The sequence below is a fragment of the Paenibacillus montaniterrae genome (genome assembly GCF_018403185.1).
In the GTDB taxonomy this organism is placed as follows: domain Bacteria; phylum Bacillota; class Bacilli; order Paenibacillales; family Paenibacillaceae; genus Pristimantibacillus; species Pristimantibacillus montaniterrae.
The window spans coordinates 52,799-73,799 of sequence record NZ_BOSE01000008.1 but is presented as its reverse complement, the minus strand read 5'-3'; the positions used below and the strand labels follow the sequence as shown (position 1 = coordinate 73,799).

The window sequence follows — 21,001 nt, the reverse complement described above, 5'->3', positions numbered from 1 at the left end:
AAACGCAGATTATTACTTCTTGTCGAGCTCAAGTCCTTCAAGCTCGGGCAGCCCGGCTTTACGACGCTGCTCAATAATGTATTGAATGTACCACTCGGGATTCTGGGTGTTTTGGCGGATCGAGGAAATGGTACGCAGCCATGCATCGTTCCAGCTTTCGCCATTAGACAGCTTGTGGCCGCGCAGCTCCATTTGAATGGTGCTGTCATACGCAGAGGAAGAGCCTGCCCGCATAGCTGAAGTATCGAGCAGCACAATATTGCCGTGCTCATCCTCCATATAGTTGCTTTTATCAAACGAACTCATTTTAGAAGCTATTATTCCAACGAGCAAGACTAGAATAAACACTACAGCAATCGCAATCCAAATCCAGGCATTCATTACGTTCGCCTCCTTTTCACTTACAATATATTCAACACGAACAAACACATTCCTCCGGCTTTGTGCTGTATTGATTGTTTGCATACTTTTGCAATTATGTTCTCACACTAATGGCGGAACCTGTAATGGAAATGATAAGGAGGAAATGCGTATGTCTAAGCATTCGGATACAAGCTGGAAGCAGGATCATCCAGTCAGCCTGTTAGGAAATGCGGTGCAAAGAGCAAATCGTGCAGTGAAACAAGCGATGTCGCATCCAGACGAGCAATTAGTGGAGCAGGCGCAGCAATCTCTTACCCACGCAGAGCAAGCACTGGAAAATGCGATTCAGTTCGAGGAGCATATGGATATGGTGCAGCAAAATCAAGAGCAGCTTGAGCTTATGAAGCAGCAGCTGCAGCAAACGCAAACATTTATCGAGGATCAGCAATAGTATGTACGAGCGGCAAGTCTTTTCTGTTTCAGGAATAGACTTGCCGTATGTTTTTTACACCCTTCAGTTTAAAACAGCATAATGCGGATACAAAGCAGGATGCTGCATAATCCAGCTTTTCATTTCCACAATCATCTTCTCATAGTCTGGCACTATGAAGCCAAAATCATTTCGTTGATTAATTAACGTTTTATCGGCCTGCACAGCGTTGGATGGCAGGATCATCAGACTGTTGCGTTTAAAATGCTTGTTGAACAGCTTTAGCAGCTCGAACTTGCTAATGCTTTGCGGATAAACGAGATGGTATAGACCAGTTAGACGCTCTGTGATCGCTTGCTCCATCGCCTTGGCCAGTGTCAGCGTCGTTACTCCTGTCCAGATTGCCCCGGTATAGCCGTAAATCGTACCGCTTTGCTTCATAAACCAGTTAAACAAGCCGATGCCGTCAGGCTTCATATCCGGTCCAATGATCGAGTTGCGAAACGTTAAGCTATGCTCGTTGTTAAGCTCTCCAAGCGCTTTGCTGCGGTCGTATAAGGTCGTTCCGTCTGGAAAGCTGCTTTCATGATAAGGACTGGACTGACCCGAAAATACGCAATCGGTGCTCATATGAATGAGCTGAGCCTTGGATGACTGCAGCAGCTCGGCCAGCATATGCGGAAAATAGCTGTTTGCATAAACTGCCTTTGCAGGCTCACGGTCACAAGCGCTGTTCAGCATGCCGACACAATTAATGACAGCATCGAATTGCTCCTCAGTTAACAGCTTCTTAAGCTGAGCTTGATCCGCTATATCACCGCGTACATTGCTGCCAATCGGAAATCGCCCGCGCGTAAAGGACGTCACGCTATGGCCCTTTTCCAAAAAGTACAAAGCAATCGTATGACCAGCCATACCGCTTGCGCCGAGGACAAGTAGCTTCATATAGCTCCTCCTTTCCACAGCCGCAGCTCTTCTTGAATAAATGGAAGCTTGATAAGCTTCGCTTTAATTTCCTCGACATTAAGAATTCGAGTGTTGTTGGAATTGTACTCCTCGGTTAACGAAATTTTTGGCGAGCCTTGATCCAAATATTTGTCATAGTTCAAATCGCGGTTGTCAGCGGGAACGCGATAAAAATTGCCCATATCAATCGCTTTTGCCGCTTCTTCCTTAGTTAGCAGCACCTCATATATTTTTTCACCGTGCCGTGTGCCGATCATTTGAATTTCATTATCGACATCGAACAGCTCCTTTAGAGCCTGCGCCAAGTCTCCAATATAGGAGGCGGGAGACTTTTGCACCATAATGTCGCCGTTTTCGGCATGCTGGAACGCATATAGCACCAATTCCACCGCTTCATCGAGGCTCATAATAAAGCGAGTCATATTCGTATCGGTAATCGTAAGCGGCCTGCCGCTTTTGATCTGCTCGACGAAGAGCGGAATGACCGAGCCGCGTGAAGCCATCACATTGCCGTATCTCGTACCGCAAATGAGAGTCTGATCAGCGCTGACCATACGCGATTTGGCGATAAACGTTTTTTCCATCATCGCTTTGGAAATCCCCATTGCATTAACCGGGTAGGCCGCTTTGTCCGTGGACAGGCAAATAACTTTGCGCACGCCGGCATTAATCGCAGCAGTCAGTACATTGTCTGTGCCCAGCACATTCGTTTTTACCGCTTCTAAAGGATAGAACTCGCAGGAAGGCACCTGCTTGAGCGCCGCCGCATGAAAAATATAGTCAACCCCGGTCACGGCATGCTGCAGGCTGCTCATGTCTCGCACATCGCCTATATAAAATTTTAGCTTTTCATTTTTGTACAGCTTTCGCATATCATCCTGCTTCTTCTCATCGCGGGAAAAGATGCGGATTTCTTGCAAATTGGATTGCAGAAATCGCTTCAGCACCGCGTTGCCAAACGACCCCGTTCCTCCTGTAATGAGCAATGTTTTATGTTCAAACATAGATTGGGCACCTTTCCGTCATTCTAATAGTTGAGCACTATTTTACAGAGCGCTACTTTAGTCCACGCTGATGCAAATCCGATTCCGAATTCACTCTAGGGTAGTTGTACCAGTAGGCGATAATATCGGTAAATTTGCAAACAGGTCGTTTGTTAATTAATGCGCTATTAAAATCCCAGTCCCCGGCGTATTCTTTTCTGGTGACAAACCGGGCATCGCCAATAAAGCTTCTGCGGATAATTTTGAATTGGCCGGGCCAAAGATATCCATCCGATGGCTGCTTTCTCAGTACTGCTCCTTCCCTTGTCATCATGTTGTAGTAGTAGATGTCAAAGTCGCCATTGACTTGAGCCAGCACATCTCTTATTGACGGCAAATAACAATCATCGCTGTCTATAATTGCGATATAATCTCCTGTCGCTTCTTCAATCAGTCGATTATAGGATTTGCTGGCACCAATATTGGTTTCATTTTTAATAATTTTTAATTGCGGACAGTGCTGTTGATAATCGAGTAAAATGCTTTCAGTCTCATCCGTCGACGCGTCGTTGCAGACGATAATTTCATAAGCATATTCTCTTGGTATACTATCGAGCATCGTTTTGATCCAGTCTGCGCTGTTGTAGGCTGGTGACAAGAAGCTGATTTTCATAAATTCAACACCTTTCTGCCTGGTCAGCTTACGACTTCAGACCGCGGCGAAATAAATCGTACTCGGAATTTTCGCGTGGATAGTTGTACCAGTACGCGAAAATGCCAGTATATATGCGTGAAGGATTTTGACTTAAAAGCATGCGGTTAAAATCGCAATCGCCAGCCATATCGCTTCTTAACGTAAAGACGGCCGGGCCAATCTTGCTTCTTCTTATAATTTTGAATTGACCGCACCAGCCATAGCGGTTTTGCTCATTAATAACAAATTGCTGGCCATCCTTAGTAAGCATGTTGTAGTAATAAATATCATAAGTGCCGTCAATTTGCCGCAAAACATCGCGGATTGTCGGCAAATACATATCATCGCTGTCAATTATGCCAATGTAATCGCCGCTTGCTTCAGCAATACAGCGATTATAGGAATAACTTGCCCCTCTATTCGTTTCGTTTTCTAATATGTTCAACTGCGGACAGCTTTTTTGATAGTTGCGCAACAACTCCAACGTTTGGTCCGTTGATCCGTCTTCGCAAACAATAATTTCATAGGCGTATTCCTTCGGGATGCTGTCCAGCATAGTAATGATCCACTCAGCGCTGTTGTAGGCAGGGCTTAAAAAGCTGAATTTCAAATCGATCCCTCATTTCTTTTCGTTGTATATCCGAAAACCGAAATACATTCATGAATACTATATGCGGAGAGTCAGGCAGGTGTTCGAAAAGATTGAAGTCTGTCTATAAAGTTTTTTAGAGAGGCATGGAATGGTTGATTTTTTATTTGCCATATGGTTTAATAAGCACTAACTTACCTACTAGTAAGTAATTAGATGTGGAAGGTGAGTACGTGGCTGCCAAGAGAGAGGAAATTATAAATTATGCTCTACGTTTAATTAGATGCCGCAGCTTTTCATCTTTTAGTTATGCGGATATTGCCAGAGAGATGCAGATGACCAAGGCTGCTGTACACTATCATTTTGAGAAGAAGGATGATCTCGGAATTGCAGTTTGCGAGTTAATAGAAAAGAAGCTTTTTATGAGCTTTGAGCAATGCCTGCATGCTATTAAAGAAGGTAAGGGACATCCGTGGTCTTTTATAGAAAGTAGAGTAAATACAATAGCGACGGATGAAATATGTCCGATATTAAGCTTGCAGTCAGATTACGAAAATTTGTCAGAGCAGCTTAAAGCGAAAATTAAGCATCTTAGCTTGTATGAAATTGAACTGCTGGGCGATTTAGTAAAAGAATATGCACCAGCCAGTAAACACGATGAACTAGTCGTGTCAACTCTGATGAGCATAAAAGGAGCATTACAGTATCGCAGAATTGTTGGGGAAGCGCTATTTGCGGAGACGGTGGCTGCGGTAAAAAAGCAGTTCTATACTTTTTTGGAAGACAAGGTGGAAAACTAATATGAGAAGAGTTGTAGTTACAGGATATGGTGTTATATCTCCGTCAGGCAATGATGCTGAAAGCTTGTGGAATAATGTGTTGAACGGAAAGAGCGGAATTAAAAGGCTCAGTGACCCGGCTTTCGCAGCGCTCCCTTCGCAAATTGCAGGCACAGTAGAGCATTTTAATGCTTCAGATTACTTTGATGTAAAAGAGCTTAACAAATATGACTTGTTCGTGCAGTATGCTTACGCTGCAGCCAAGCAAGCTCTGGATATGGCAAATATAGAAGAAACCAGCTTTGCAAAGGATAGAGTTGGTATTTATGTAGGTTCAGGAATTGGCGGTATAGGTACAATACTGAAAAATCATGAACAATTTATAAGTAAAGGAAGCAAAAGAGTTTCTCCGTTCATGGTGCCGATGATGATCAGCAACATGGCGGCGGGGATTATCGCGATTAAAACAGGCTTCAAAGGACCCAGCTTTTCTCCCGTAGCCGCTTGCGCAACGTCGAACCAAGCAATTGGCGAAGGATTTTTAAGCATAAAGCACGGATATACTGATGCAGTGATAGCTGGCGGGGCTGAAGCCTCGATAAATGAATTTGCATTTTCTGGTTTTAGCAATATGAAGGCTATGTCCACTCACAATGAGCATCCGCAGCAAGCGAGCCGACCATTCGATAAGAGGAGAGATGGCTTTGTAATGTCGGAAGGCGCGGGAATTTTGCTGCTGGAGGAAATGGAGCATGCCCAGCAACGCGGGGCGCACATACTTGGTGAGATCGTAGGATACGGTGCAACTACAGATGCGTTTCATATTACAAGTCCTGATTATAACGGAGCAGCGAAAGCAATGAAGCTTGCGCTTGATATGGCGGGGATATTGCCTGCTCAGATCGACTATATTAATGCGCACGCAACGGGCACGGCAGAAGGCGATAAGTCTGAAACAAAAGCAATTAAAGCTGTGTTCCATACAGATGCTTATCGTGTAAAAGTCAGTGCGACCAAGTCGATGACAGGCCATTTGTTTGGTGCAGCCGGCGGCATAGAAGCTATTATTACGTTGAAAGCTATGCAAACAGGAAAAATACCTCCGACCATTAATTTAACGGCGGAGGATGAGGAATGTGATCTGGACTATGTGCCGAATCAAGCGATTGACAGCGATGTAAGCTATGCCATATCTAATGGGTTTGGCTTTGGCGGACATAACGCCTCAATTTTGTTTAAACGGGTCTAGCGCTCCACTCAAAACGCGCATATGTACAGTATAACGAGTTGGCCGTTTTTCGCATGCTAGCTTAACGAACAGAGCAGAACTGTTTTGGTTGGGTTGGTTATCGCTTATACTGTAATAAAGGGGGGACGCTTTAATGATTTATGTGGCATTACTGCGAGGAATTAATGTAGGCGGAAATAATAAAGTCGATATGAAGCAGCTGAAGGAAAGCTTTGAACAAGCCGGAATGAACAACGTCGTCACCTATATTAATACCGGCAATGTTATATTTGAACAGGACGGGCTGTCACAGCATGAACTGGTCCATTTATTGGAGCAATCGATTGCCAACGATTTTCGACTGCAAATTAAAGTGGTCATTCGCAGTATCGAGCAATACGCGGCGATGATGAAGGATATTCCTGATCACTGGACCAATGATGCATTCATGAAATGCGATGTGATGTTTCTTTGGGAAGAGGTCGATCATGAAGCAACCTTGGAGCAGCTGACCATTAAGCCTGAAATTGATACCGTGCGCTATGTAAAGGGTGCGATTGTATGGTCTATCGCGAAAGAAAACGTTACGAAAAGCGGGCTAAGCAAAATTATCGGAACGGAGCTCTACAAGAAAATGACGATCCGCAACATTAACACTACTCGTAAAATTTACGAGCTGATGCAGCAAGCGGCTAGCAAATGATTAAACTTACCAATGTTAGCAAAAGCTTTGCACAATTTCAGGCAATCAAGTCGGTATCGTTAACGATCAATAGCAGCGAAATTTACGGCATTATTGGCGCCAGTGGAGCGGGAAAATCGACTTTGCTGCGGCTTATGAACATATTGGACACACCCGATTCGGGCGAGGTTGAAGTAAATGGCCAGCTGCTAACGAGCTTAAGCCAGGCTGAGCTTCGTCAGGCGCGAAAAGCAATCGGGATGATTTTTCAGCAGTTTAATTTGCTAGCCAATAAAACCGCATATCAAAATGTGCTTATTCCATTGCAGCTAGTTGATTTTCCTCGTCATGAGCGAAAAGCGCGTGTTATGGAGTGCCTTGATTTTGTTGGACTTGGACATGCAGCAGATAAATATCCGGCGCAGCTAAGCGGCGGGCAAAAGCAGCGGATCGCAATTGCCAGGGCGTTAGCAAGCAGTCCGCAGGTTTTATTATGCGACGAGCCGACCTCCTCGCTTGATGCGAGCACGACGGCGGAAATATTAAGTGTGCTAGATAAGATCAATAAAGAGCTGGGTGTAACCATTGTCATCGTCAGTCATGAGATGGAAGTGATCAAAAGCATCTGCAATCGCGTTTCCGTTATGGCAGAAGGCGAGATTTACGATACGCTGGCGATTGAGCCGCAAGGCGTTCAGCATTTGGAAAAAAGCCCTCAAAGCTTTGTGGAGCAGCTGAAGGGGGAGGGGGGCGGATGATACCTGATGTATTGCGGCAATATCAGTCCGAAATCGTAGAAGCCTTGGGAGAAACGTTCGTTATGGTGGGGGTCTCGGTCGTGGCAGCCGTATTGATCGGTTTGCCGATTGGAACCTTTCTTTTTCTGTGCAGAAAAGGAAGCTTGCTGGAAAACAAGTGGGTCTATTCCATACTCGACACGCTAGTCAATATCGTTCGCTCAATTCCCTTTTTATTGCTTGTTGTCTTTTTAATCCCGTTCACCAGATTGCTTATCGGCACAGCAATTGGCACTGCAGCTGCTACCGTTCCGCTTGCGATTATCGCGATCGCGCATTATTCTCGGCTGGCTGAGCAGTCGATGCTGGATGTGCCCAGGGGCGTATTGGAGGCAGCCGTTGCGATGGGGGCTTCCGTAAAGGATGTTATTTTCAAATTCCTTTATGTAGAGGCGCGTTCGGGCCTTGTGTTTGGGCTTACGACCTCGACGGTTAGCTTTATTTCGTATTCAACAGTGATGGGCATTGTCGGAGGCGGCGGTATCGGAGATTTTGCGATTCGCTATGGCTACCAGCAATTTAAGACTGATTTGATGCTTTATGTTATGATCATTATGGTGATTATTGTGCAGCTGCTTCAATTTGTTGGCACAACCGTTGCCAGAAAGATAGATAAAAGATAGAGATCGGAGAGAGGACAGCATGAAAAAAATACTGTATACCATACTGCTATGTGTAGTTGTTTTAACAGCTTGTGGACAAGCTGACAAGGAAAGTAATCAATCTCAAAATCAAAATGGAGCGGGTTCGGCTAACAATCAACCGGTTACGTTGAAGGTAGCATCTTTAATACCGCCAATGACGGAAATTTTGGAGCTGGTCAAGCCTGAGTTGGCTAAGGAAGGAATCGAGCTGGAGCTCGTAGTGCTGAGCGATAATGTGCAGCCGAATACTGCGCTTGCGGCCAATGAGGTCGATGCCAACTTCTTTCAGCATGTTCCGTATATGGAGGAATTCAACCGCAACAATGATGCTGAGCTAGTGTCGGTTGTGCCGATCTACTTTGCCAATTATGGGGTCTATGCGAAAAACTATTCCTCGATGGACGAGCTGCCTGAAGGAGCTGTTATTGCGATTGCTAACGATGTTTCCAACGTTGATCGCTCTTTATCACTGTTGGCGCAGCACGGCGTTATAACGCTGAAGGAGAAAACAGGAAGCTTCTATACTCAGGGCGATATAATAGAAAATCCTAAAAACTATAAATTTGAGGAAATCGATCTGCTCATGCTGGCGCGGATGTATGATGATGCGGATGCTGTCGTGATGACGCCTGCCTATGCTGCTCCGCTTGGCTTAACGCCTAAGCATGACGCGCTTTTAACTGAAGGCGTGGAAAATGATTTCGCAATTACGCTTGTTGCCCGCAAGGATAATGTAGATTCCGAGCCGATTCAGAAGCTGGCTAAAGCGATGACGAGTGAGCCAGTACGACAGTTTTTGCAAGACAATTATGATGAAACAGCGATTCCAGCATTCTAGGTATAAAGCTGTAATCAGCATTTTCGCAAAACATCTTTAATTATTACAAATAATCCTTTAATCCTCTATGGTTACATTTTGCAGAAAGCCGCTATAATGCTGAAGTATGGCAGCTTGAAGGGCCAGCTTTATTGCAATCAAGTCTCCAGAGCGTAAGCAAAATTACTTGGTATGGAGGACATACAGGATGAATACTGGACGAAATGAACAGCAGCATACACATTTTACGCTTGTCAGCAATGGCAAGGCTACTCCTGTTTATATGGATGATAGCGGAGCAGATGCGAAAGGGCTGAAGCTGGTTGCGCAATCCTTTGCAGGCGATGTTGAATTGGTAAGCGGCAGCAAGCCAGTCATTGTGACGGATCATTCGCTTGCCAGCGAATATGCGATTATTGTAGGGACGGCAGGCAGCAGCCGTCTTATTGATCAGCTTGCCGCGCAGGGCAAGCTGGCGGCATGGGAGCGCAAGCGGGAAACATTTCTGATCGAAGTAATTGAACAGCCCTTTGCCAATATAGGACGGGCGATTGTTATTGCTGGCGCAGATAAGCGCGGCACCTTTTACGGCATTTACCATCTGTCGGGGTTAATAGGCGTCAGCCCATGGGTATACTGGGGCGATGTCAAGCCTGCTCAGACTGAGCAGCTGCAAATTCCGCTGAGCGAGCTAAGCTATGTGTCGAAGCAGCCGTCTATTAAATATAGAGGCTTTTTCCTCAATGATGAGTGGCCTTCGCTTGGATCGTGGGCGATGAATCATTGCGGCGGCTTCAATGAGCATATGTATAAGCCGATTTTTGAATTGATTTTGCGGTTGAATGGCAACTATTTATGGCCTGCGATGTGGAGTGCTGTGTTTAGCGAGGATGGACAAAGCTATCCGCTTGCTAATGCCGAGCTGGCTGATGCATACGGCATCGTGATGGGCACCTCGCATCATGAGCCGCTGTTTCGTGCCGGCGAGGAGTGGCAAAAGACTTATAAGCGCTACTCGGATAGCAACGAATGGGATTTTGATGTCAATCGTGAAGCGATTACACGGTTTTGGGAGGACGGCGTTATTCGCAACAAGTCGCTGGAAAGCATTATTACGCTTGGCATGCGAGGCGAGCGTGATTCCGAGCTGGGCGGAACGCTGGAAAAGAACATTGATCGCCTTAAGGATGTTATCCTGACACAGAAGCAAATTTTGCAGAAGCATGGCTTGGCGGATGCGCCGCAAATGCTGGTCGTATATAAAGAGGTAGAAAAGTTTTGGCATGGCAATGAGCAGGTGGCAGGCCTGAAGCATTGGGATGTGCTGAACGATGTGACGATTATGCTGTCGGATGATAATTTTGGTAATATGCGCACGCTGCCGCTGGAGGAGGATCGGGCTCGCTGTGCTGGCTGGGGCATTTACTATCATTTTGATTATCACGGCGGTCCACGCTCCTACGAGTGGGTAAATACGACTCCGCTTGAAAAGGTGTGGGAGCAGATGACGATGGCTTATGATTACGGTATTCGCGACATATGGATAGTCAATGTTGGCGACTTAAAGCCGAATGAGCTGCCGTTGTCTTATTTCATGGAGCTGGCTTATGATTTTGAAGGCTGGGGAACAGGCAAGCTGAATCGCACGCAGCAATTTTTGCAAAAATGGACGGCGCAGCAGTTTGCTCATACAACCGATTCGCAAACGGTAGCAGACATTGCGCAAATTCTCGCTGATTATACACGGATGAATGGCGCGCGCAAGCCGGAGGTCACCTACCCGGATACGTACAGCATTACGCAATTTAAAGAAGCGGAGCGCGTGCTGCAGCAAGCTATAGAGCTGGAGCAGCGGGCCGAGGAATGCAGATTGCGAATCGCTGATCAGCATAAGGACGCGTATGACCAGCTTGTCTATTTCCCGGCTGCTGCATCAGCTAATGTGAAGAAGATGAACATTTATGCGGGCTACAACCATTGGTTAAGTCAAGCGCCTTATCATAGCCAGCTGGCCAATCACTATGCCAAGCTGGTGGAAGCAACGATTGAGCGCGATCAGGCACTCGAGCATTTTTATAATCATGAAATTGCTGGAGGCAAGTGGCGCGGCATGATGTCTTCGCCTCATATTGGCTACGTAAACTGGAATGCCGACGGCTGGCAGTATCCGCAAGTTAAGTCGGCAGCGCTACTAGCAGGCAAGTCGCTTATGATTGTGCACGCAGAGGGAAGCGCGGAAGGCATAATTTCCGGAGCAGCCACGCTACCGCACATTAATCAGCTGCAGCCTCAAACGCGCAAGCTGACGGTTAGCAACGGAGGGGACGTTCCGTTCCAATTTGAAATCGTAACGGATGCAAACTGGCTGGTCTGCCAGCCTTCCTCTGGACTGATTGAACAGGGAGCAGAAATTACGGTAACAGTGGATTGGAAGCGGCTTTCGCACAGTGACAGCGGCGTAGTGACGCTAATCGGTGCCGGGCAGCGGATCGATATCCAGCTTGCCGCTGAGTATATTGATACCTCTGCGTTGCCGGATGGAGCATTCATTGAAGCTGACGGCATTATTGCAATTGAAGCGGAGCATACGCATAAGCGAGTCAGCACAGACGGTACAAGCTGGGAAGTGCTTGAACATTATGGCAAGGCCTTGTCTACGCTCAAGCTGTTCCCATCTACCGCAAATTTTGCAGAGCCTGGGCAGGCGCCTTATATTGAATATTTGTTGTATACAACGGAGGAAGCAGATTATGAGCTGACTTTGTACATTGCTCCTTCAAACCCGCTGACGAGAAGCAGCCGCTTGCGCTATGCAGTTGCCTTTGATCAATCCGAGCCTGTAATAACGGCTGCATTGAGCGACCGCTTTACTGCTGGAGAATCAAAGGATTGGGAGCAGGGCGTATTAAACAATGCGCATCAGACAACAACCGTGCATCATTTGGGCAAGGGAGCGCATACGCTGCGCATTTACCAGCTTGAAGCGGGCTTGGCGCTGCAAAGGCTGGTGCTGTCGCGTAAGCCGCTTGCCTACTCTTTCTTTGGACCGTTGGAAAGCTACCGTCAGTAAGGGCTAGAGAATCCGGGTAACGTGAATGGGCGGAACACTGCTTCAATTACAGTGCATTCCGCCCATTAAGACGTTGTATATTCAGCTTTACGTCTTTCCCTTTTCAGGCAACTCCGCTTTAATTAAGGAAGCTTTTTCTAACAAGGCTATTTGCTTGCTCCATCGTTTGCTGGACGATTTCAGCTGCGGTTCTGTTTTTGGCTAATCTTAAACCCTGACCCGCCCAAAGCGACATAAATTCAGGGTTATTCGCTTTTGCAGCTGCTTGTCGAATGTCTCGCGTCATAGCGTTTTGGATAGGGTAAGGAGGGATTGCTCCTGAATACTGCTGCATGTCATTCATAAATGTTGTTCGAATACCTCTTGCCGCTTTGCCTGAATATGCGCAAGTAATGTCGGTAGAGTCCTCATTGGCTGTAACAATCTTCTGTTTGTACACTTCATGGGCGCCGCTCTCCGAACATGCCAGAAACGCCGTGCCCATCTGCACAGCAGCTGCGCCTAATGCGAGGCTGGCTACAAGTCCTCTCCCATCCATGATCCCGCCCGATGCAATGACCGGAATCGACACATAATCTACAATTTGCGGAACAAGAGCCATGGTACCAATCAAAGACTGTGCAACCTTATTCAAAAATGTACCTCGATGACCTCCTGCTTCATATCCCTGTGCTACGATTGCATCGACACCGGCTACTTGCAAATGCTCAGCTTCTGCAACGGTTGTTGCAGTGCCGATTACGACTGTACCACGCTGTTTCATCGCTTGAATGACGTCATGTGGCGCTACCCCAAAGGTAAAGCTAAATACCGGGATTTTCTCTTCAAGCAATACTTGCACTTGCTCCTCAAACGATTCTGAAGACTTCAATATGGATGGGCTTTGAGGTATGCCAAGTTGGATGCGGTATTGATTAAGATAATCCGTCATCTGAACGGCTGTTTCCTCTAACTCTTCCTCACGCTCAGGCACAAACAAGTTTACTCCGAAAGGCTGGTCTGTTAGCTCCCTAATCTTGCGGATCTCGTCGCGAAGTTGTTCCGGCGCCAAGTAGCCTGCCCCCAGATTGCCCAAGCCTCCGGCATTTGAAACGGCTGCTACTAAGGCCGGTGTTGTCGGACCTCCTGCCATCGGTGCTTGAAATAGCGGGTAACGAATTTTCAGCATGCGCGTTAACTCCGTTTCAAACATCGTCGAATACCTCCTGTCAGCATGGTTAAATACGCGCTAGAATGTCGCTAAAACCATTTTATCTCCTGATCGATGTCATGTAAAATGAACATAAAGTCTCCCTGTTAAAAAAGCAAGTTAATTAAAATTAAGGCACCATTGTGATTACCTTGTCGATGATGCCATAAGCGAGCGCTTCTTCGGCTGACATAAAGTAGTCGCGGTCCATATCCTTTTCGATTTTGTCAGCTGGCTGTCCGGTTCGCTCGGCCGAAATTTGCACGATCTTCTCTCTAATTTGCAGAATGCGTCTGGCGCTGATCGCAATATCGCTGGCTTGGCCTTGAGCGCCGCCATGCGGCTGATGGATCATAATTTCGCTATTTGGCAGCGCAAACCGTTTGCCTTTGGCGCCAGCAAGCAGCAGCAGAGAAGCGAAGGAAGCGGCAAAGCCTGTGCAAATGGTAACGACTTGCGGCTTGATGTGCTGCATCGTATCGAAGATGGCAAAGCCAGCAGAGGTCGAGCCTCCTGGGCTGTTGATGTACATGTGGATATCCTTTTCAGGGTCCTCGGCTTGCAAGAACAGCAGCTGGGCAACGATGCTGTTGGCTAGCGTGTCGTCGATTGCCGCACCGACGAAAATGATGCGGTCTTTCAGAAGTCGGGAATAGATGTCATACATGCGCTCTCCGCGCCCGGTTTGTTCCACAACATAAGGTACAACATTCATAGAAAATCGCCTCCATAGTGAAGTTTTCAATATGTAATCGAATTAAAAATTGTAAAAGATACGCCCAATTTGCGTATCTTTTGGCAAGGTTCATTCGTTTACCTCATATACCTATCTCTGTCTGTGAAAGGAGTGGAAGATCATGAAAGTAAAGCAAACGGCAAAAACGTCTGACAGCATATTTGAGCCTGAGCTGCGAGCTCGTTTGTACCGCTATTGTTTGTCGCTTACGCGCTCAGAGCAGGATGCGGAGGATCTATTGCAGGAGACAATGCTGAAGGCAGAGGCCAGAAGGCAGCGGCGCGGCGATCATGCCAATCCGGAGGCGCTGCTGCTGCGGATAGCCAAAAACAGTTGGATAGACAGCCTGCGACGGTCCACGCTGTATCGGGAAATTATGCAGCAGCAATCTAAGCACTGCGAGCGGCAGCTTCAGGACGAGGAAGATAAAAGCAAGGAACGGATGGCTGCTGCATTTCATGTGCTAATGCGCGATTTATCACCGCTGCAGCGCATCGTATTGCTAATGCGGGACGTATTTGACTACTCTGCAGCGGAGTGCGCAGCTTATTTGGATACGACAGAGGGTGCGGTCAAGTCGCTGCTGCACCGGGCGCGGCGGGCGCTTGAGCCAGCCAGATCGGCTGGAGTAGACGATTGGCAGTGGGATATCGAGCATCCTGCCGACAGCCAGGCCGCTGACATAGACGAAATGGTGGAGGCCTATGTACTGGGCGATATTGAACGGCTGCTGCAATTGGCAGGCAGAACCGAGGAAGAAGCTTACATGATTGTGATGGCAGTTTCTCCTCAGCGCATTGGGAGCTTTACTGGAAGCAATGTCCCTTATGGAGCATATCAGGGGATGGAAATGCGTCTGGTTTCTTAGCAACCGGCATTCGGAGCTTTCAAGCATGTCCTAGATCGGGATTTGCCGATAGATCTCGATTATTTCTTGCAGCGGCATGCGTACGAGACCGCTTGAGGATGGAGCAACAAAGTCGATCACACCCGGCACGATCGACTGCTCCTGCTTGCCCCACGGAATATCGCGTTGATCCGACAGCTGCTCATAGACGCCTTTGCCAACATAGCAGACGACCTTCGGCCGATAGCGTTTCAGCTTCTCCTTAAGAAGAGCCGCACCTTCACGGTACTCCTCCTTTGTAATTTCGGCGGCCGTACGCGTAGGGCGGGCCACAATATTCGTAAAGCCATACCCATAGTCTGCGAGCAGCTTGCTACCCTCAGCAGCATTATATCGACGCTCGGTCAAGCCGGCTTCGTGAAGGATTTTCCAGAAGCGGTTGTGCGGATTGGCATAGTGATGCCCCGTCTCACCTGAGCGCAGACTAGGGTTAAAGCCAACAAATAAAATATTCATATTCTCAGCTAAATGATCGGGAATGCTGGTCAGCATAGAGCATGACAACTCCTCTTGGATGATTAAATGCAAGTTTATTATACAACAGCAGGCCACCGGACATCGCGGCATTACAGAACAGAAGCTTGTATTTTGTCACCAATTCAAGTTGGGCGAATATCCTGCATAGAGAACCAACGTAAAGGAGACAGCATGTGATGATTCCTGAATATCCCTATTACGGATTCGAAACAGAATGCAAGCAAAGGCCAATTACATTTCCTCCTCAGCATCAGGAGGTTCAGCCTGGCCTGGAATATTTGATGGTGCCAGTGCCGATTTCAGACAATCCCGAATATGTTGGAAGCGGCAAGCTGAAGGGCAAGGTGGCGATCATTACAGGTGGCGACAGCGGCATAGGCAGAGCGGTTGCGATAGGCTTTGCCAAGGAAGGCGCCAATATGGTCATTACGTATATGCCGCACGAACAAATCGATGCGGAAAATACTAAGCAAATGGTGGAGGCATATGGCAGCCACTGCCTGCTGATCGCAGGCGATTTAAGGCAGCGCAGCTTTTCCCATCAGGTCGTGCAAAAAACATTAGAGAGCTTTGGCAAGCTCGATGTGCTTATTTTGAACCACGGGGTGCAATACCCGCAAACAAGCATTATGGATATATCCGATGAGCAGCTGGAGCAAACCTACCGAACGAATATCCTGTCCTTTTTCTATATGACGCAGGCTGCTCTGCCACATATGAAGAAGGGAAGCACAATTATTAGCACGGCCTCAGTTACCGCTTACGCTGGCGAACCGCTGCTTGTTGATTATTCCTCGACCAAAGGGGCTATTGTGTCGTTCACTCGTTCCTTGTCGTTACAGCTTGCTGAGCAGGGCATCCGCGTCAATGCGGTAGCTCCAGGTCCGATATGGACCCCGCTTATCGTCTCCAGCTATTCGGCAGATTATGTCAAAACGTTTGGCTTGGATACGCCGATGAAGCGAGCTGGCCAGCCATTTGAGCTCGCTCCAACCTACATTTACTTAGCCTCTGACGATTCCTCTTACGTGTCAGGGCAAGTGCTTCATGTAAACGGCGGTACGATGACGGAAACATAATTTACGAAAGTGAGCGAATGTGAATTAAGCCGCCATCAGCAGGCTGTGTATGCAGATATAGCTGCTGATGGCGGCTTAACTCGGCTTTACGACAAATAAGCGCGGAGCTACTTCCAAATGAATACTTTCTCGATGTCATCTTGCTTTAAAACGACTCCTCCTAAACTTGTAAAGCCGCCACCTTTTGCTTCATGGTCAAGCAGGCCGTCGAAAAAAAGTGTATAGGTTGAGTCAGATCGTGGCGGTATAACGATCGTTTTATACTCGATTTTTGGTGAAGCCTCTGCGATTCTCGCGCTATGAGGATCATCAAAATACGGCTTAATTTCGACCGTCTCTTGTTGCTTTCCATAATTAAAAAGCTTAATCGTGCAAACATAAAGTGCTTCATCCTCATTGTAGCGAAAGCTGCAATTGTAATCTTTGCTTGAATAATCCAAAGCAGATAATCCTGAGCTATTCAAATTGCCAACGACGAACAGCCAGCGAGACGCTACTGGAAACAAAAGAAAGAAGATGACGCTAAAAACAACAACCTTCAAGCCCACTCGATCATATTTGGTGCGGAGATGATGAATAAGCAGCTGTCCACTAATGAGTAACAGCACAATCCCGATAACTACAGAGTAATGCAAACCTTGATTATTGCGTCCGTCACTCCAGGGAGATAACCCCAACGCTCTAAACAAATAATCACCGGTAGACACACCTCGATGGTCTATAGCCAAAAATATTAATGATCCAATAAAGAAGGCAGAGTATATTATTAATTTTCGTCTCCACATAGTCACACACCTCCTCAGTGCTGGATTTACCCCTACAAAATTGATCCATATCATTAGGAATGAATAAACCAAAAGAAATCCATTTGCAAAATGAATGAACAGGGCATCATATTCCCTTTGAATGACACGTATCAATGGATTAAGGGTACTTCTCTTTATCTATTGTAAAGGTTTTTTTGTAATCATAAACCTGTTATTCCAAAAAACTTGCATATTTATAAGATATTTGGGACGAGCATTTAATAACTACCTTATGACAAAGCAATACCCCTCACAGATTCTAATTGTGAGGGGTATTGCTTTGTCATAATAGGACGTATCTTGATAACCTTCACTACTTCAGGCTATTTTGAGGAGCTACAAAACTATCATCACCTAGTCTATCGCTTAGTACTTTTTGAGATTCAAAAGCTTCACTATATGATTGTCCGCTCACAATATAGTATAGGGACTGTGGTGTTTTTTCAATCCATTCCTCTCTTGTGACTATTGTAAACTGTTCAAAGTTATCATCATAATAAATCGAAGCGATAGCAACTGGATCAAATGGTTTTGTGTCACGGAAGTATACTAACTGACTGTAATTTACTCCATTTTCGCGATTCAGTATCGGGAGAGCTATGTTCTGTTCTGTCAGAGTGAAATCATGTCTATCAATGGTTATTTTACCCTCAAATCGATGTTGCTTAAAAACTGGTCGATACATAGTTCCTGCCACATGAACCTTTGTTAGAATCGGTGGATGTTCATCATATTCAACAAATGCAATAGCCGTTTTTACAATATTAATCTCCTTAGGAAAAGAGTAATTAAATAAAAATATTGCAGTGATGACTATAATAAGGGCTATAGTAGTTATTATTTTCATTTTCATTTTACTCTCTCCTTAAAGAACAATATGAGGTTACAACACACATATTGTAACCTCCATAATCTATTTTTACTACTTTACATACCCTGGTACTTTGTACTGCCTAGGTATAATTGTTTGCACTGTTTGGTCTTCAATGCCGGTTATTTGTACCCTAGTGACCATAGAATGAGAGCCAAACATTGGATCAACGTAAGCATGAACAGCAAATGAACCGTTTCGATGTCCAGTTGCTTTATAGTCAAAGGAACGAGTTCCCGTTACATGCTCAACGCTCTCTGTTGCCCCATTATATTTATTGTATGAGAATTTAGGAACAACCCAAGACGTTTTACCTGTCATTGAATTTGTTACAAAAGATAAAACTTGATCTTTATCTTGCTGCCCTACTTTTTTTACATACATGAAATCAATAGTTTCATAAAAAGAAGTAGTGTAACTTGCTTTAACATTACTCACAGTTGTTGATTTAGTAAAATTAGAATCACTAATAAAACTCTTAACTGCATCATATACAGTTAAAGCTATACCAACACCAGTATTTATTGTCGATACTCCTTCTTTTGCTGCAGTAAGAACAAAATTCTGTAACCCGACTTTCCAAGAACTGGAGGATTGTAACGAAATTGTTTGGCTATCGGTAAGAGTCGAAGGTTTTGAGTTTGACTCGGCTGTCAAATGCTGGACTTCATATTTAACACCGTTTAAGACCCAATTAGGATTCCTATAACTAGACCAAGTTATATTATTGCTTTTAGGTGTTTCTACAAAAGGAGTTATTTGACCAGTGGCTCTTAATTTTGATTTAACTTCAGAATCTGTTAAGAATTCAACTCCTAATGACTCCAAATCTTTCTGTAATTCTTCTAATTTTTCTTCGTAACCTTCATTCATTTCACTTTGTACACGTGCTCTTTCTTCATATATTTCTTGAATTCTTTCTTCTTGCATTCTTGCAGCATTATTGGAGTTTATTTCAAAAATATAATCTGAAGCATATGTAGTAGATGAAGTGCTAAACAACACAGACAGTGTAAGTAATAACCCGATAAATATTTTTTTCAAAATAAAATACTCCTTTTCTAATGATAATGTATTGTTCAAACAATCTGAATTGATGATTCTATTGAGTTTTCTCCTTTCTTTACTTTAGTTAAGTACATCACCAAATGATCTTTTTTAATTTATCACATATACATCCATATTTTGAATTTAATCTTATAATATCAATATTTCATCATAAGTGAGCAGTTAAATACTCTTTTATAGCCTTAGAAAACGTTTTATCAACAATATAAGATATCTGAACTAAATAGTGTTATGATGCTTGATCAAGTTAGGCAACTGAATTTCATAGGGGAACTGATCAACTAAGTGACATTTGTTCATTTGAAATAACCTTCCGTGTATGTTACGGAAGGTTCCACATTTACGAATATTTCTCGACCATTTCAATTAAATAACCTCGAAACTCTTCAACGTATGAAGCTGGCTCTATGACCCGCAGATTTGTACCGAAGCTTGCTAAAAATTGAAAGCCAATACTGTTCTGGGGAATATAAATCGTGGCTAACAATTGTTCAGAGCTATAGCTTTCTATGCTCTTGCGTCCGTATCTTTCTATGAACTGATCCTTTATTGCAGGTGAAATCAATGCTTTTACTGCAACTAGCTCCGGTTGATACTGTGCTTCACGTTCTTGCTCTAACGATTGCTCTCTAGGGTTAAAGGTTTTTTCATCGATTTGTAGATGCTCGATCCTGGATAATTTAAATGTTCTATATTTCATACGATGCAAACAGAAACCTTTCAAGTACCAGCTCGTTTCGCTAAAATGAAGCTGATAGGGCTCAATCAGTCTATTCGTTTTGTTGCCGTTTTTATCAATATAGTCAAATGAAATGAGCCGTCTCGCCAATATTGCTTCCTGACACATCTTCAAGGCTGGACGAATTTCAGACCGGCCTTCCCAATCATAAAATGACAGTTGAATGGAGCCCTTTGGAGACAATGGGCTGACCATTGCTTCTATTTTTCTTATTGTCACTTCAACCTCCTCATCAATTAGAATTTGCTCCAGGCCGCTAAGCGCAGTCAATATATTTTCCAGGTCGGAGCTGCTTAATAGCCGCTTGTCAAATTTGTATTCATCCATAATACCGTAGCCGCCATGAACGCCTGTGACTGCATAGATCGGAATGTTTGATAAACTCAATGTTTCCATATCGCGAAGTATCGTTCTTTTGGACACATTAAATAGTTGCGCAAATTCTGTGGTTGAAACAACATCCTTTTTCAGCAATATCATAATGATGGATATTAATCTCTCAACCTTCTCCATAGATTCTCCTTCTTTTATACTTTATTTATAAACGATGACATACAGCTGTCACCTCTTATTCATTATACTACATATATACCAAGAAGGAGGTTGTACTTTATGCCAGCTATTGTATATTTAAATTTTGATGGTGTTGCAGAGCAAGCGATTGATTTTTACACGAAGGCTTTAAATGCGAAAGAAGTTAAAAAAGTTAAATTTAAGGATTTCCCGCAAGACCCAAACTACCCATTGCCGGAAAATGAATTAAATATGATTATGGAGTGTTCCATTGAATTTGCAGGTGGAAAAATGATGATGTCGGACGTACTGCCTTCCATGAAGGCAGTAACAGGGGAGCTAGTGAAAGGAAATCATGTGCTTATCAGCCTAGTGAATGATGATAAGCAATTGCTGGAGCAATACTTCGAGCAATTGTCCGACGGCGGTCATGTTGTTATGCCTTTGTCCAATACACCGTGGTCATCGTGCTTTGGAATGCTGGTTGATAAATTCGGTGTTGCCTGGAAGTTTAATAGTGACGCGGACAAGTTCCTTAATCAAGTAATCTCCAGTAAGTAATAATGGATAAAAA

23 protein-coding genes are annotated in these 21,001 nt (G+C 44.9%); 11 read left to right on the top strand and 12 right to left on the bottom strand.

The window, feature by feature from the left end; genetic code table 11:
- Window positions 1-12: 12 nt before the first annotated feature.
- Window positions 13-381: a hypothetical protein gene (locus tag KJS52_RS19245; RefSeq protein WP_213518441.1), complete on the bottom strand. Its 369-nt coding sequence runs from the start codon at window positions 379-381 to the stop codon at window positions 13-15.
- A 151-nt stretch (window positions 382-532) separates the two neighbouring features.
- On the opposite strand from KJS52_RS19245, the gene KJS52_RS19240 reads away from it, so the two are divergent.
- Window positions 533-814 carry a hypothetical protein gene (locus KJS52_RS19240; RefSeq protein WP_213518439.1) on the top strand — a complete coding sequence of 94 codons (282 nt, stop codon included), beginning with the start codon at window positions 533-535 and terminating at the stop codon, window positions 812-814.
- 63 nt (window positions 815-877) lie between these two features.
- Here the strand turns inward: KJS52_RS19240 and KJS52_RS19235 are convergent, their stop codons facing one another.
- Genes KJS52_RS19235 through KJS52_RS19220 form a run of 4 tightly spaced genes read right to left on the bottom strand, consistent with a single transcriptional unit; the run spans window position 878 to window position 4,046 of the window.
- A complete protein-coding gene (locus tag KJS52_RS19235) occupies window positions 878-1,738 on the bottom strand; it encodes an SDR family oxidoreductase (protein WP_213518437.1) in 861 nt (286 codons plus the stop codon).
- Window positions 1,735-2,763, bottom strand: coding sequence for a polysaccharide biosynthesis protein (locus tag KJS52_RS19230; RefSeq protein ID WP_213518436.1), 1,029 nt, complete (start codon window positions 2,761-2,763; stop codon window positions 1,735-1,737). The genes KJS52_RS19235 and KJS52_RS19230 overlap by 4 nt, the downstream gene beginning before the upstream one ends.
- A 52-nt stretch (window positions 2,764-2,815) precedes the next feature.
- A complete protein-coding gene (locus KJS52_RS19225; RefSeq protein ID WP_213518434.1) occupies window positions 2,816-3,415 on the bottom strand; it encodes a glycosyltransferase family 2 protein in 600 nt (199 codons plus the stop codon).
- Between the two features lie 28 nt (window positions 3,416-3,443).
- Window positions 3,444-4,046 (bottom strand): glycosyltransferase family 2 protein, encoded by a 603-nt coding sequence (locus tag KJS52_RS19220; protein ID WP_213518432.1) that lies wholly within the window; start codon window positions 4,044-4,046, stop codon window positions 3,444-3,446.
- 212 nt (window positions 4,047-4,258) lie between these two features.
- Between KJS52_RS19220 and KJS52_RS19215 the strand changes: the two genes are divergently transcribed.
- The 7 genes from KJS52_RS19215 to KJS52_RS19185 all read left to right on the top strand — a co-directional run bounded on the left by KJS52_RS19215 (window position 4,259) and on the right by KJS52_RS19185 (window position 12,042).
- Window positions 4,259-4,825 (top strand): TetR/AcrR family transcriptional regulator, encoded by a 567-nt coding sequence (locus tag KJS52_RS19215; RefSeq protein WP_213518430.1) that lies wholly within the window; start codon window positions 4,259-4,261, stop codon window positions 4,823-4,825.
- 1 nt (window position 4,826) lies between these two features.
- Window positions 4,827-6,053, top strand: coding sequence for a beta-ketoacyl-ACP synthase II (fabF, locus tag KJS52_RS19210; protein WP_213518428.1), 1,227 nt, complete (start codon window positions 4,827-4,829; stop codon window positions 6,051-6,053).
- Window positions 6,054-6,186: 133 nt separating this feature from the next.
- A complete protein-coding gene (locus tag KJS52_RS19205; protein ID WP_213518426.1) occupies window positions 6,187-6,735 on the top strand; it encodes a DUF1697 domain-containing protein in 549 nt (182 codons plus the stop codon).
- Window positions 6,732-7,472: a methionine ABC transporter ATP-binding protein gene (locus tag KJS52_RS19200; RefSeq protein ID WP_213518425.1), complete on the top strand. Its 741-nt coding sequence runs from the start codon at window positions 6,732-6,734 to the stop codon at window positions 7,470-7,472. Before KJS52_RS19205 ends, KJS52_RS19200 begins: the two co-directional genes overlap by 4 nt.
- The gene (locus KJS52_RS19195; protein WP_213518881.1) at window positions 7,472-8,134 is read left to right on the top strand and encodes a methionine ABC transporter permease; all 663 of its coding nucleotides are present in this window, start codon (window positions 7,472-7,474) and stop codon (window positions 8,132-8,134) included. The genes KJS52_RS19200 and KJS52_RS19195 overlap by 1 nt, the downstream gene beginning before the upstream one ends.
- A gap of 19 nt (window positions 8,135-8,153) precedes the next feature.
- Window positions 8,154-8,993, top strand: coding sequence for a MetQ/NlpA family ABC transporter substrate-binding protein (locus KJS52_RS19190; protein WP_213518423.1), 840 nt, complete (start codon window positions 8,154-8,156; stop codon window positions 8,991-8,993).
- A 187-nt stretch (window positions 8,994-9,180) separates the two neighbouring features.
- Window positions 9,181-12,042, top strand: coding sequence for a glycosyl hydrolase 115 family protein (locus KJS52_RS19185; RefSeq protein WP_213518416.1), 2,862 nt, complete (start codon window positions 9,181-9,183; stop codon window positions 12,040-12,042).
- 118 nt (window positions 12,043-12,160) lie between these two features.
- Here KJS52_RS19185 and KJS52_RS19180 read toward each other — a convergent pair whose 3' ends face one another.
- Window positions 12,161-13,234, bottom strand: coding sequence for an NAD(P)H-dependent flavin oxidoreductase (locus KJS52_RS19180; RefSeq protein ID WP_213518414.1), 1,074 nt, complete (start codon window positions 13,232-13,234; stop codon window positions 12,161-12,163).
- Between the two features lie 127 nt (window positions 13,235-13,361).
- Window positions 13,362-13,946, bottom strand: coding sequence for an ATP-dependent Clp endopeptidase proteolytic subunit ClpP (clpP, locus tag KJS52_RS19175; protein WP_213518413.1), 585 nt, complete (start codon window positions 13,944-13,946; stop codon window positions 13,362-13,364).
- A gap of 142 nt (window positions 13,947-14,088) precedes the next feature.
- Here clpP and KJS52_RS19170 point away from each other — a divergent pair, with 142 nt between their 5' ends.
- Window positions 14,089-14,835 carry an RNA polymerase sigma factor gene (locus tag KJS52_RS19170; protein WP_213518410.1) on the top strand — a complete coding sequence of 249 codons (747 nt, stop codon included), beginning with the start codon at window positions 14,089-14,091 and terminating at the stop codon, window positions 14,833-14,835.
- A 30-nt stretch (window positions 14,836-14,865) separates the two neighbouring features.
- On the opposite strand, the gene mug is transcribed toward KJS52_RS19170, so the two are convergent.
- A complete protein-coding gene (gene mug / locus KJS52_RS19165; protein WP_213518879.1) occupies window positions 14,866-15,363 on the bottom strand; it encodes a G/U mismatch-specific DNA glycosylase in 498 nt (165 codons plus the stop codon).
- A 164-nt stretch (window positions 15,364-15,527) separates the two neighbouring features.
- On the opposite strand from mug, the gene KJS52_RS19160 reads away from it, so the two are divergent.
- On the top strand, window positions 15,528-16,430 hold the full coding sequence (locus tag KJS52_RS19160; RefSeq protein WP_213518409.1) for an SDR family oxidoreductase: 903 nt from the start codon (window positions 15,528-15,530) through the stop codon (window positions 16,428-16,430).
- A gap of 107 nt (window positions 16,431-16,537) precedes the next feature.
- Here KJS52_RS19160 and KJS52_RS19155 read toward each other — a convergent pair whose 3' ends face one another.
- The 4 genes from KJS52_RS19155 to KJS52_RS19140 form a co-directional block, all read right to left on the bottom strand.
- Window positions 16,538-17,215: a hypothetical protein gene (locus tag KJS52_RS19155; RefSeq protein WP_213518407.1), complete on the bottom strand. Its 678-nt coding sequence runs from the start codon at window positions 17,213-17,215 to the stop codon at window positions 16,538-16,540.
- Window positions 17,216-17,549: 334 nt separating this feature from the next.
- A complete protein-coding gene (locus KJS52_RS19150) occupies window positions 17,550-18,089 on the bottom strand; it encodes a hypothetical protein (RefSeq protein ID WP_213518405.1) in 540 nt (179 codons plus the stop codon).
- A gap of 69 nt (window positions 18,090-18,158) precedes the next feature.
- Window positions 18,159-19,190, bottom strand: coding sequence for a hypothetical protein (locus KJS52_RS19145; RefSeq protein WP_213518403.1), 1,032 nt, complete (start codon window positions 19,188-19,190; stop codon window positions 18,159-18,161).
- Between the two features lie 325 nt (window positions 19,191-19,515).
- Window positions 19,516-20,427, bottom strand: a complete 912-nt coding sequence (locus KJS52_RS19140; RefSeq protein ID WP_213518401.1) for a helix-turn-helix transcriptional regulator — start codon at window positions 20,425-20,427, stop codon at window positions 19,516-19,518.
- A gap of 99 nt (window positions 20,428-20,526) precedes the next feature.
- Between KJS52_RS19140 and KJS52_RS19135 the strand changes: the two genes are divergently transcribed.
- A complete protein-coding gene (locus KJS52_RS19135) occupies window positions 20,527-20,988 on the top strand; it encodes a VOC family protein (protein WP_213518400.1) in 462 nt (153 codons plus the stop codon).
- The last annotated feature ends 13 nt before the right edge of the window (window positions 20,989-21,001 follow it).

Excerpts from the sequence above, each read along its gene's own strand:
- KJS52_RS19245 (WP_213518441.1), bottom strand. The coding sequence starts at position 381 with ATGAATGCCTGGATTTGGATTGCGATTGCTGTAGTGTTTATTCTAGTC.
- KJS52_RS19240 (WP_213518439.1), top strand. The coding sequence starts at position 533 with ATGTCTAAGCATTCGGATACAAGCTGGAAGCAGGATCATCCAGTCAGC.
- KJS52_RS19235 (WP_213518437.1), bottom strand. The coding sequence starts at position 1,738 with ATGAAGCTACTTGTCCTCGGCGCAAGCGGTATGGCTGGTCATACGATT.
- KJS52_RS19230 (WP_213518436.1), bottom strand. The coding sequence starts at position 2,763 with ATGTTTGAACATAAAACATTGCTCATTACAGGAGGAACGGGGTCGTTT.
- KJS52_RS19225 (WP_213518434.1), bottom strand. The coding sequence starts at position 3,415 with ATGAAAATCAGCTTCTTGTCACCAGCCTACAACAGCGCAGACTGGATC.
- fabF (WP_213518428.1), top strand. The coding sequence starts at position 4,827 with ATGAGAAGAGTTGTAGTTACAGGATATGGTGTTATATCTCCGTCAGGC.
- KJS52_RS19205 (WP_213518426.1), top strand. The coding sequence starts at position 6,187 with ATGATTTATGTGGCATTACTGCGAGGAATTAATGTAGGCGGAAATAAT.
- KJS52_RS19200 (WP_213518425.1), top strand. The coding sequence starts at position 6,732 with ATGATTAAACTTACCAATGTTAGCAAAAGCTTTGCACAATTTCAGGCA.
- KJS52_RS19190 (WP_213518423.1), top strand. The coding sequence starts at position 8,154 with ATGAAAAAAATACTGTATACCATACTGCTATGTGTAGTTGTTTTAACA.
- KJS52_RS19185 (WP_213518416.1), top strand. The coding sequence starts at position 9,181 with ATGAATACTGGACGAAATGAACAGCAGCATACACATTTTACGCTTGTC.
- KJS52_RS19180 (WP_213518414.1), bottom strand. The coding sequence starts at position 13,234 with ATGTTTGAAACGGAGTTAACGCGCATGCTGAAAATTCGTTACCCGCTA.
- clpP (WP_213518413.1), bottom strand. The coding sequence starts at position 13,946 with ATGAATGTTGTACCTTATGTTGTGGAACAAACCGGGCGCGGAGAGCGC.
- KJS52_RS19170 (WP_213518410.1), top strand. The coding sequence starts at position 14,089 with ATGAAAGTAAAGCAAACGGCAAAAACGTCTGACAGCATATTTGAGCCT.
- KJS52_RS19160 (WP_213518409.1), top strand. The coding sequence starts at position 15,528 with ATGATTCCTGAATATCCCTATTACGGATTCGAAACAGAATGCAAGCAA.
- KJS52_RS19155 (WP_213518407.1), bottom strand. The coding sequence starts at position 17,215 with ATGTGGAGACGAAAATTAATAATATACTCTGCCTTCTTTATTGGATCA.
- KJS52_RS19150 (WP_213518405.1), bottom strand. The coding sequence starts at position 18,089 with ATGAAAATGAAAATAATAACTACTATAGCCCTTATTATAGTCATCACT.
- KJS52_RS19140 (WP_213518401.1), bottom strand. The coding sequence starts at position 20,427 with ATGGAGAAGGTTGAGAGATTAATATCCATCATTATGATATTGCTGAAA.
- KJS52_RS19135 (WP_213518400.1), top strand. The coding sequence starts at position 20,527 with ATGCCAGCTATTGTATATTTAAATTTTGATGGTGTTGCAGAGCAAGCG.